The organism is Bacillus sp. JJ675 (assembly GCF_036963165.1).
GTDB classification, from domain to species: domain Bacteria; phylum Bacillota; class Bacilli; order Bacillales; family Bacillaceae; genus Bacillus; species Bacillus glycinifermentans.
In genome coordinates this window covers 1-11,083 of the sequence record NZ_JBALMR010000039.1, presented here as the reverse complement: position 1 = coordinate 11,083, position 11,083 = coordinate 1, and the positions used below count along the sequence as shown (strand labels likewise).

The following is an 11,083-nucleotide window of genomic DNA, read 5'->3' as shown; positions in this document are numbered from 1 at the left end:
TAGTTTTCAAAGATCATTTCCGCCTCATCAAGAAGCGACTTTATTAGTATAACATTTTCAACTAAGTGTGTCAAATGTTTTTTATTTTTTTCAGTCGCTGCTGCTTTCGTAAAAAAACGTTTCGCTAACAGCGACGTCTAATAATATACCACCATCACGAATCAGAGTCAACACTTTTTTTGATAAAATATCCCCGGTGAAAAATTTTTTGACCCTTTGTTTCAATTGGCTCTATACCCACCAGGTCTTTTTCGGCCAAAAACTCGAGGATGACTCCGAGGTCTGCCGTAAAATATGTGAGCTCTGGGTGTGTCAGCAATTCGGCAAATTGCCATACGCTTTTTTCGCTCATCACATCCAAAATATGCTGAGCGCCGACTTCGGCTTTTGAATGAATGAGAAAATCGCTTGCGAGGAACAATAACTCAAGCCTTTTTTGCAGGCTTTCGTTGCTTTCTACCAGTTCTTTATACAGCTTGTACACCTGCGGCTCCATATGCCGGACCTGATTCCAAACCGTTACTTCGGGATGAAAGCCTTTATCTATGACTTCGATTCTGGCTAAATGGTGCAAAGCATGCACGATTGAATTGTATGCATCCAAAAACTGATCCTCTTCAAAAAACGCTTTTCCTTCTATATACCTTCTGATTAACTTTCCGTATTCAAGTCCGATTTTCAGTTTCCGTTCTGAAAAAGGAAACGTATTAAGCTGCTCAATCAGCTTTGCGATATATTCATTTCGGTCAAAGAGAACTTTCCCGTTCAGAATCCAATCTATTATTCTTCTGTTTGTGCCGAGCAAAATCCATTCCTGGAGCTGTTCAACGGAAATGATATGAAGAGAAGCCGTTTTTCCGTCGAATTCGTAATGCTTCACAAATATCGGTTCCTCGGCTTTGCTTACAATCACTAATAATGCCGCATCAAAGTTATCTGTTGCAGATGAGGTTTGGTTTCTCCTCTCAATAATCATAACAGCTAAAGTATCAGGGCGGCTTGCTCTTTCCTGGTAAATCGGACGGAGAAGATTTTCCATCACCATTCCTCCAATACGATGTAAAATACATTGCTCAAAATGCTTCTCTTTCGTTTTCTACCTACTTCTACGAGCCAGTAAAAACTCCTTTATTTTGAAAACACATTGAATTATTATAATCAATTCCCCGGAAACTCTCTATAAAAAAGTTCCAATTTATTAAAGAATATCACATCTTCAATATGCTATATTAGAGAGAGGGGGATGGATATGGCGAAATATTCTAGCAAAATCAACAAAATCAGAACGTTTGCGTTAAGCTTGGTATTTGTCGGTTTCATCATTATGTACGTCGGAATCTTTTTCAGGTCGTCGGTCTTAGTGATGTCGGTGTTTATGCTCTTGGGGGTATTGTCTATCATGTTAAGCACTGCGGTTTATTTTTGGATAGGAATGCTTTCGACAAAAGCGGTCAAAGTCATCTGTCCGAACTGCGAACAGCCGACCAAGATCCTCGGCCGGGTCGATATGTGCATGCACTGCAGGGAACCTCTTACTCTTGATAAAAACCTTGAAGGTAAGGAATTTAATGAATCGTATAATCGAAAAGCTCTGAAACAAAAATAAGCTGACCGTTAAAAAAGCGGCCAGCTCTTTTTAATGGCTTTCTTTTTTATCGCATTCCTGACACAAACCGTATATTTCCAGTCTATGGTGACTGACTTTAAATCCTGTCACGTGTGAAGCGAGCTGCTCTACTTCGTCGAGCCCAGGGTAATGAAAGTCCACGATCTTTCCGCAGCGCTCACAAATCGCATGATAATGCTCGGAAGTCACAAAGTCAAACCGGCTTGAAGAATCTCCGTATGTCAATTCTTTAACGAGCCCTGATTCCTTAAAAACCCGTAAATTGTTATAAACCGTTGCGACGCTCATGTTTGGAAATTTTCCTTCAAGCGCTTTATATATATCATCGGCAGTTGGATGAGACATAGAATTTACGAGGAATTCCAGAATGGCATGACGTTGAGGAGTAATTCGCACCCCGGTTTCCTTCAACGCTTCCAACGCTTCTTTCAGGTTATGTTCAGCCATCGTCATGCACCTCACTTCTAAAAAAAATTCTTATATTATAACGTTTATAAATAGTGTAACTCCTGATTAGAATCTTTGTCAATTCCAATCCCTCTCGAAATCCCCATTTTTCAGGTTAAATCCGCTCTATATTTACATGATGGTCTAACAGCCGGCCAATTATGTACCCGGCAAACAGGGCCTGACCTGATAATGGTCCGGCCCCTTGCCGTTCTTATTTTTCAGAAACCTCTTTTACAGCTTGAAGAGCCTCTGCAACGTGATCTTTCACCTTTACTTTTCGCCATTCTTTTACAAGGCGGCCTTCTTTATCGATGAGAAAGGTTGAGCGTTCGATTCCCATGTATTCTTTGCCGAAGTTCTTTTTTAGCTTCCATATGTCAAACGCTTCGGCTAGCTTATGTTCATCATCGACAAGCAGCAGAAACGGAAGATCGTGTTTTTCTTTAAATTTTTCATGTCTTCCCTGATCATCCGGGCTGACGCCGATAATGACGGCATCAAGCTCCGCAAAGCTTTGGTGGCTGTCCCTGAAATCGCATGCTTCGGTCGTACATCCTGGCGTCATATCCTTCGGATAAAAATAGAGCACGATATATTTCCCTTGAAAATCTGACAATTTCACTTTTTCGCCATGGTCGCCCAGCAGTTCGATATCAGGCACCTTTTGTCCAATTTCTACAGTCATTGCTTTGCCTCCTGTTTATTTTAATCGTTTGCTTCTTCTCATTATAAAAAACAGTTCCCTCGTGTTCAAATCGCCGCCGCTTCATTTTTGCTCTCCGATCACAACGTGTTACAATATAGCTATAGACAGAGGCTTTATAGAAATGAGGAGGATATTATGCAGCATACACAATCGGAAAAGCTTCATGAAGAAGCTCTTCAACATATAGTAGGCGGCGTCAACAGTCCGTCACGGTCGTACAAAGCTGTGGGCGGAGGGTCTCCGGTCGCGATGGAAAAAGCGAAGGGCGCCTATTTTTGGGATGTTGACGGGAATAAGTACATAGACTATCTCGCGGCATACGGGCCGATTATTACCGGACATGCGCACCCGCACGTTACAAAGGCCATTCAAACAGCGGCGGAAAACGGCGTGCTTTACGGTACGCCGACAAAGCACGAAGTCACATTTGCCAAGATGCTGAAGGAAGCCATCCCTTCTTTGGATAAAGTGAGATTCGTCAATTCAGGAACGGAAGCGGTCATGACGACGATTCGCGTCGCCCGCGCGTATACCGGAAGGACGAAGATCATCAAATTCGCCGGCTGCTACCACGGCCACTCCGATCTCGTGCTGGTCGCCGCCGGGTCAGGTCCTTCAACGCTCGGCACGCCTGATTCCGCCGGGGTTCCGAAAAGCATCGCAAACGAAGTGATCACCGTTCCTTTCAATGATATTGACAGCTATAAAGAAGCTCTTGATAAATGGGGCGACGACGTCGCCGCGGTACTCGTTGAACCGATCGTCGGAAACTTCGGGATCGTTGAACCGAAAAGCGGCTTTCTCGAACAGGTGAATCAGCTGACTCACGACGCCGGTGCACTGGTCATTTATGACGAAGTCATTACCGCCTTCCGTTTCATGTATGGCGGAGCACAGGACCTGCTTGGCGTTAAGCCTGATCTGACCGCGCTCGGCAAAATCATCGGCGGCGGGCTGCCGATCGGCGCTTACGGAGGCAAGAAGGAAATTATGGAGCAGGTTGCCCCGCTCGGTCCCGCATATCAAGCCGGTACAATGGCTGGTAACCCGGCGTCGATTTTATCGGGCATCGCCTGTCTTGAAGTCCTGAAAGAAAAAGGAACGTACGAGAAGCTGGACCGTCTCGGCGCCATGCTTGAAAAGGGAATCTTAAAACATGCCGAAACGCACGGCATCGACATCACTGTCAATCGTTTGAAAGGGGCGCTCACCGTCTATTTTACAACGGAGAAAGTCGAGAATTACGAACAGGCCGAAAATACCGACGGTGAAAAGTTTGCCGCATTTTTCAAGCTGATGCTGGAACGGGGAATCAACCTCGCCCCTTCAAAATACGAAGCGTGGTTTATCACGATCGCGCATACGGAAAAAGATATCGCGGATACGCTTGAGGCCGTCGATGAATCGTTCAAACAATTGAAACAGCAGGTGTGATAAAGGGAGCATGTTTGCTCTCTTTTTTATACATTTGAACATTATCGGAGCAGTTTTTTGACAACGCTTTGTTTTTTCTTAAAAATGGGTTGAATATTTCCGGAGATCGCTGTATATTACTTTATTGTTTGGCAAATTAGCAGAAATAACGAATTTATTATAGAAAGGGATGCAAGTAAAGCCTAATGAAACTAGGTGCCCGTATTTTCAAAACAGGCATTGCCATTACGCTCGCTCTATACCTCGCGGCTTGGATCGGCCTGCCGGCCCCGATTTTTGCCGGTATTGCGGCCATTTTTGCGATCCAGCCTTCGATCTATCGTTCATTTTTGACGATTGTCGATCAAGTGCAGGCGAATATTATCGGAGCAGCGACAGCTATCATTTTTGGTCTTATTTTTGAACCCAGTCCGATTATTATCGGGTTGACGGCGGTTATTGTCATTACGATTAACTTAAAACTGAAGATCGAGAACACGATTTCGATTGCTCTTGTTACCGTTATTGCCATACTGGAAAGCTCAGGCGACAACTTTTTGATGTTCGCATTGATCAGGACTGCAACGGTCATCCTGGGCGTTCTGTCCGCGTTCCTTGTCAACCTGATCTTTTTGCCGCCTAAATACGAAACAAAGCTCGTCAGCCATATCGTCGAAAACACGGACGAAGTGATAAAATGGATCCGGCTGTTGACGCGGAAAACGACAGAGCACACCATGCTGAAAGAAGACATCGAAAAACTGAAAGAAAAAATGATGAAAGTCGACCATCTTTACTTGCTTTACAAAGAAGAACGGAGCTATTTAAAACGTACCACATACGTGAAGTCAAGAAAGCTCGTCCTTTTCAGACAGGCGATTATCGCGTCAAACCGCGCGCTTGATACACTGAAAAAGCTGCACCGGCTTGAAAACGATTTTTATCACATGCCGGAGGAATTCCAGAATACGCTGATCGAAGAACTCGATTATCTTCTGCATTGGCACGAGCGGATTTTGATGCGGTTTGTCGGCAGGATCAAAACGCATGAAAACGAAGACCTTCTCGAAGAAGGAGACGTATACAAACAGCATTTGACCGAATCGTTCCTGAAAAACCAGGATAAATTAAAGGAGGAACTGCTGGATTACAATATGCTGACCATCATGGCGAGCGCCGTGGAATACCGTGAACAGCTCTGCCATTTGGAAACGCTGATCTCAAGCTTCCAAACGTATCACCGCGAAGACAGCGAGCTGGAAGTCGATGATGATTAAATGAAAGGCCCCGGTTAACGAAAGCGTTAACCGGGTTTTTTATTTCCCTTCTTTCGTTTTCGGATCAAGCGTGTCGCGGAGCCCGTCGCCCATTAAATTAAAGCCGAGCACCGCCAGCATGATTGAAATCCCCGGAAAAAACAAGGTCCACGGAGCCTGTGCCAAATAAGGGCGGGCGTCGGCAAGCATTTTCCCCCATTCGGGATTTGGAGCCTGAGCCCCCAATCCTAAAAAGCCGAGAGCCGCGGCTTCAATAATCGCAGTTCCGATATTGAGCGTTGCTTGCACGATAACAGGCGCCATGCTGTTTGGGAGAATATGCTTGAACATCAAGCGGATGTTGGACATACCGACGGCTCTCGCAGACAGAATATACTCCTCCTGCCTGATACTGAGCACTTTCGAACGGACGAGCCTTCCAAACGTCGGAATATTGATGATGGCAATCGCAATCAGCGCGTTCTCAAGCGATGGCCCGAGAATGGCGACGATCGCAATCGCAAGAAGGATGCTGGGAAACGCGAGCATGATGTCAAATATCCTTGAGATCAGCCCGTCAGCCCATTTGCCGTAAAAACCCGCAATCAGGCCCAAGAGCGTTCCGGCAACGGCTGACCCTAAGCAGGAGAAAAATCCGACCCAGAGGGAGAGCCTTGCTCCGTGCAGCACCCTTGAGAAAATGTCCCTGCCGAAATCGTCCGATCCAAAAAGGTGTTCGGCAGACGGCGGAGCAAGCCTTTCTGATAGCGACTGATCGTTTAACCCGTATGGAGCGATCAGCGGCGCGAAAATGGCCAACAGGATAAACGCTGCGACCAGAATGCTGCCGGCCGCAGCAAGCTTATGATCGAAAAACCGCTGAACGTTTTCCGCAAGAAGAGAGCGGCTTTTCTCTTCTCCCTCCCGGCGTTCATCTTGCAGCACATCCATATTTCACCGCCTCCTAATATTTAATTCTCGGATCGATGACGGCATACAACAGATCGACGACGAAATTGATCATGACGAAGATGAAGGCGATCACAAGGATTCCCGATTGGATCACCGGATAGTCCCGATAGCTGATCGCATCATAAATGTACCGGCCGATGCCCGGCCAGGCAAAAATCGTTTCCGTTAAAATTGCGCCGCCTAGCAAAAGTCCCGTCTGCAGGCCGATGACTGTCAGAATCGGAATAAACGCGTTTTTTAAACCGTGCTTATAGATGACGAAAAACATACGAACGCCTTTTGCTTTTGCGGTGCGGATATAATCGGACTGAAGAACCTCGATCATGCTCGCTCTCGTAATTCTCGCGATAATCGCGGCGGGGATGGTGGCCAGGGCGGATGCAGGAAGGATTAAGTGGCGGATCGTTTCTCCAAACTGGTCGAATCGCCCGTTTAGCAGCGTATCAAGCGTATGAATATAGGTAATCGTATCAACCGGGTTTCTCACATCCTCCCTTCCGGTGGTCGGTAGCCAGCCAAGCTCGATTGAAAAAAACCATTGCCCCATCAGCCCGAGCCAAAAAATCGGCATCGATACGCCGACTAAAGCGATCAGCATCGCCATATAGTCAAACACCGAATTTTTGAACCAGGCGCTGACGATTCCCGCATTCACGCCGAGGAGTACGGCGATCAGCATCGCAAAAAAAGCGAGCTCAAGGGTGGCGAACAAATAAGGCTGCATTTCTTTAGTAATCGCCGCCCCTGTGCGGATGGAGGTTCCTAAATCCCCTCTCAGCAAATCTCCGACATATCTTCCGTATTGAATATACCAGGGCTCATCAAGGCCAAGCTGCATAGTCAGCTGCTCAACTGCTTCTTTTGTCGCCCTTTGTCCGAGAATCACCTGGGCGGGGTTACCCGGTATAAAGCGGATGATGGAAAAGACGACCAGCGTCATGCCGATAAGGACGGGGATCAGCATGCCGGTCCGCTTCAAACAGTAAGAAAGCAACGGCTGTCACCACCTTGTGCACTATTTAAATTGTACGTCTGATAATACTTCACTCCCCGTCGGGTGAGGGACGTATCCTTCAATATCTTTCGCCCCGGCCAAAATCGGCGTCGAGTGAACGAGCGGAATCCACGGCGATTCTTCGTGAATCAGCTCCTGCGCTTTTTCATAAAGCTTGTTTCGTTTAGTCTGGTCGGGATCTGACTGGGCTTCGATCAAGATGTCGTGAAGCTTGTCATTGCTGAAGTAGGTATAGTTGTTGCCCCCGATATTGTCCTTGTCAAGCAGCGTATAGAGGAAATTATCGGGATCTCCGTTGTCGCCAGTCCAGCCCATTAAAAACGAATCGGCTTCGCCTTTGCTCGCTTTGTCTAAATACGTGGCCCAGTCATAAGTGACGATTTTCGCTTTGACCCCGATTTTTGTAAAGTCGGCTTGAATCACCTCGGCGATTTTCATCCCGTCAGGCATATATGGACGGGGAACAGGCATCGCCCACAGCTCCATGCTGAATCCGTCCGGGTAGCCCGCTTCTTTCAAGAGCTCTTTTGCTTTTTTGAGATCGTACGGATACGGCTCGACCTTGTCATTATAGCCTTCAAGCGAAGGAGGCAAAGGATTTTTCGCAGGGTCTGCGCGCCCGCCGTAGAAGGAATCGATGATCGCCTGCTTATCGACGGCATGGTTTAGCGCCTGGCGGACAAGCTTATTGTCAAGCGGCTTTCTCGTTGTCGTCAGCCCGAGGTAGCCGATATTCATCGACGGCCTTTCAATTATTTTCAGATTGGGGTCGCTTTTGATGCTTTCGATGTCCGACGGATTCACGCCGTCCATCAAATCGATCTCACCGGTTTTTAGCGCGTTCAGACGGGCCGAGTTTTCCGGAATCGCTCTAAAAATGATCTTTTTCAGCTTCGGCTTCCCCTCATCCCAATAGTCTTCATTCTTTTCAAGGACAATGCGGTCATTCGGCTTCCATTCTACGAATTGATACGGACCCGTTCCGACCGGGTGCTCCCTGAATTTGTCCCCGTATTTTTCAATTGCCTCAGGGCTTGCGATTCCAAATGAGGTCATGGCGAGATTTTTTAGAAACGGCGCCTGCGGCCGTTTTAAAATAAATTGGATTTTATGATCATCGAGAATTTTTATATTTTTAATAACGTGCCCCTTATCTTTTTTGTAGCCTCCGAACATCCCGTAATAAGGAAATTTTTCCTCGTCTCCGTTCATCCACCTGTCAAAGTTGTATTTGACTGCCTCTGCATTAAAATCGGTTCCGTCGTGAAATTTGACGTCTTTTCTCAAGTGCAGCGTGTATGTCAGCCCGTCATCGGAAGCATCCCATTTGACGGCCAAGCCCGGTTTTAGCGTCGTGTCCTGCTCTCCGTAATTCAGCAAGGTTTCAAAGATATTAGTTGTGACTTTAAACGCTTCGCCTTCTGTCGTCGTTATCGGATCAAGCGAAGTGGAATCACCGCCTCTCCCGAAAATCAGCGTATCTTTTCCGGTTTTTGCACCGCCTCCTTCTTTTTGGCTCTCTGAATCGGAACACCCCATTAAAAATAAGGAGACAGCCAGCAGCATTCCCAGGCCTTTCAGCCAATGTTTTCTTTTCATCCTATCGCCTCCTCAGCTAAAGTAAATGGCACGCTGCATAATGGCCTTCCGTTTTTTCTTCCAGCATAGGCACCGCATCCTTGCACCTGGCTTCCCGCCTTCGGCACCGGCCGTAAAAAGGGCACCCTTTTTCATTGATTGCCGGAGCCGGGCCCTCTGGCACCGCTTCATCAGCTTCCCCCTTCCCGATAACAGGCACAGCAGCCAAAAGGGATTCCGTATACGGATGCTTCGGCGCTCTAAATAATGCATCTGCTTCAGCCATCTCGACGATTTTTCCGAAATACATGACCGCCACCCGGTCGCTGATATAGCGGACGACCCCCAGATCATGCGAAATAAAGAGAAAGGTTAATGAAAAAGCTTCCTGGAGGTCTGACAGGAGATTCAAAATCTGCGCCTGTACAGACACATCGAGCGCTGAAACGGGTTCATCGGCGATGATCAGCTTCGGCTTTGTGATCAGCGCTTTTGCAATTCCGATTCTTTGCCTCTGGCCGCCGCTGAATTGGTGAGCATAACGCTCTCCATACGAAGCATCCAGGCCGACGATCCCGAGCATCGACCGGACGACTTCTTTTCTTTCAGCCTTTGTCCCGAGCTTATGGACGATTAGCGGCTCTTCTAAAATGTCTTTGATTTTCATGCGGGGGTTTAAAGAAGCATAAGGGTCCTGAAAAATCATCTGAAACTGTCTTCTCATCTTCCGAAGGTCTTTTGGCCCGAGTCCGGTGATCTCTTTCCCAAGAAAGGTCACCTTGCCTGACGTCGGTTCTGTTAGCCGCAATATCGATTTACCCAATGTCGATTTGCCGCAGCCCGATTCTCCTACAACCCCCAAGGTTTCCCCTTGTTTCACCGAAAATGAGACATCATCTACCGCTTTGACCGTTTTTTTCCGCGAAACCGGGTAATATGTTTTCAGCCGGCTGACGTTCAACAGTTCGTTATCCATTTGTCCCTCCTTCCTCATAGAGAAAGCACCGTACGGCGTGTTCATCGTTCAGTTTCTTCAGGAGCGGTTCTTCTATCGTGCAGCGGCCGGTTTTGTGCCGGCATCTCGGGGCGAACATGCAGCCTTTTTTGATCGTTCCCGGCTTAGGCACTTGTCCTTCAATCGAAGTCAGTCTCTCCGATTTGCCGGTGAATGCGGGAATGGAAGCAAACAGACCTTTCGTATAAGGATGCTTCGGATCTTTAAAAATGGCAGTGACGCTTCCTTTTTCAACGATCCGGCCGGCATACATGATCATCACCCGCCCGCAAATGTTGTGTACAACGCCGAGATCATGCGTGATCAGAAGAATAGCTGTTTCAAATTCTGCGTTCATTTTCTTTAAAAGGGAAAGAATCTGAGCCTGGATGGTGACGTCAAGAGCCGTTGTCGGTTCATCTGCGATCAATAGCTTCGGATCGCAGATCAAAGCCATCGCGATCATAACGCGCTGCCTCATGCCGCCTGATAATTCGTGGGGGTACTGTTTCATGAGCTGCTCCGGTCTCGGAAGGCCGACGGTTTCCAGCATGCGAACGGCTTTTTCGTCCGCTTGCTTTTTGTGAATGTCAGTGTGGCTGGATAGAGCTTCTGTGAGCTGATCTCCGATCGTGAAAAGAGGGTTGAGCGAGGTCATCGGCTCTTGAAAGATCATTGCGATGTCATTGCCGCGCATATGCCGCCATTCTTTTTCCGACTGCTTAAGAAGATCCTTTTGCTGAAACAGGACTTTACCCGTTGTATGAGCATTTGCATTCAGCCCCATCAAAGCCATGGAGGTGACGCTTTTGCCGCAGCCGGATTCACCGACGACTCCAACGATTTCACCTTTATGGAGGGTGAAAGAAACGCCTTGAACAATCGGGATTTCCGCCTTTTTCTTTTGAAAGGAAACGGATAGATCCGCTACTTCAAGCAATTTCTCTTTTGTCACATATTCACCTCCGGATGCTTGTATTTTTTAAATTGTATTTACACGGGATAGGAAATATGTACGAAATTTGGAGGGGAGAAAAAAAGCCCGGCTTTCGTTGTGATCTGCACCCTGTCA

11 protein-coding genes are annotated in these 11,083 nt (G+C 47.2%); 3 read left to right on the top strand and 8 right to left on the bottom strand.

What is annotated here, in order from left to right; genetic code table 11:
- Positions 1-154: 154 nt before the first annotated feature.
- Complete coding sequence (locus V7126_RS10655; protein WP_046132221.1) at positions 155-1,039, bottom strand: nucleotidyltransferase-like protein; 885 nt, start codon at positions 1,037-1,039, stop codon at positions 155-157.
- 210 nt (positions 1,040-1,249) lie between these two features.
- Between V7126_RS10655 and V7126_RS10650 the strand changes: the two genes are divergently transcribed.
- A complete protein-coding gene (locus tag V7126_RS10650) occupies positions 1,250-1,606 on the top strand; it encodes a YgzB family protein (RefSeq protein WP_046132222.1) in 357 nt (118 codons plus the stop codon).
- 30 nt (positions 1,607-1,636) lie between these two features.
- On the opposite strand, the gene perR is transcribed toward V7126_RS10650, so the two are convergent.
- Both perR and bcp read right to left on the bottom strand, forming a co-directional pair.
- Positions 1,637-2,074, bottom strand: a complete 438-nt coding sequence (gene perR, locus V7126_RS10645) for a peroxide-responsive transcriptional repressor PerR (protein WP_003179961.1) — start codon at positions 2,072-2,074, stop codon at positions 1,637-1,639.
- A 214-nt stretch (positions 2,075-2,288) separates the two neighbouring features.
- A complete protein-coding gene (gene bcp / locus V7126_RS10640) occupies positions 2,289-2,762 on the bottom strand; it encodes a thioredoxin-dependent thiol peroxidase (RefSeq protein ID WP_335497578.1) in 474 nt (157 codons plus the stop codon).
- A gap of 156 nt (positions 2,763-2,918) precedes the next feature.
- On the opposite strand from bcp, the gene V7126_RS10635 reads away from it, so the two are divergent.
- Both V7126_RS10635 and V7126_RS10630 read left to right on the top strand, forming a co-directional pair.
- Complete coding sequence (locus tag V7126_RS10635) at positions 2,919-4,217, top strand: glutamate-1-semialdehyde 2,1-aminomutase (protein WP_175077628.1); 1,299 nt, start codon at positions 2,919-2,921, stop codon at positions 4,215-4,217.
- Positions 4,218-4,402: 185 nt separating this feature from the next.
- Positions 4,403-5,473 carry an FUSC family protein gene (locus tag V7126_RS10630; RefSeq protein WP_046132225.1) on the top strand — a complete coding sequence of 357 codons (1,071 nt, stop codon included), beginning with the start codon at positions 4,403-4,405 and terminating at the stop codon, positions 5,471-5,473.
- A gap of 39 nt (positions 5,474-5,512) precedes the next feature.
- On the opposite strand, the gene V7126_RS10625 is transcribed toward V7126_RS10630, so the two are convergent.
- Genes V7126_RS10625 through V7126_RS10605 form a run of 5 tightly spaced genes read right to left on the bottom strand, consistent with a single transcriptional unit; the run spans position 5,513 to position 10,966 of the window.
- The gene (locus V7126_RS10625; RefSeq protein ID WP_335497577.1) at positions 5,513-6,403 is read right to left on the bottom strand and encodes an ABC transporter permease; all 891 of its coding nucleotides are present in this window, start codon (positions 6,401-6,403) and stop codon (positions 5,513-5,515) included.
- A 13-nt stretch (positions 6,404-6,416) separates the two neighbouring features.
- Entirely contained in the window at positions 6,417-7,418 is a 1,002-nt protein-coding gene (locus tag V7126_RS10620) for an ABC transporter permease (protein ID WP_046132227.1), read from the bottom strand.
- A gap of 21 nt (positions 7,419-7,439) precedes the next feature.
- Positions 7,440-9,038, bottom strand: coding sequence for an ABC transporter substrate-binding protein (locus V7126_RS10615; RefSeq protein ID WP_335497576.1), 1,599 nt, complete (start codon positions 9,036-9,038; stop codon positions 7,440-7,442).
- Positions 9,039-9,054: 16 nt separating this feature from the next.
- On the bottom strand, positions 9,055-9,993 hold the full coding sequence (locus tag V7126_RS10610) for an ABC transporter ATP-binding protein (RefSeq protein ID WP_046132229.1): 939 nt from the start codon (positions 9,991-9,993) through the stop codon (positions 9,055-9,057).
- Positions 9,986-10,966: an ABC transporter ATP-binding protein gene (locus V7126_RS10605; RefSeq protein ID WP_175077625.1), complete on the bottom strand. Its 981-nt coding sequence runs from the start codon at positions 10,964-10,966 to the stop codon at positions 9,986-9,988. The genes V7126_RS10610 and V7126_RS10605 overlap by 8 nt, the downstream gene beginning before the upstream one ends.
- Positions 10,967-11,083 lie beyond the last annotated feature (117 nt).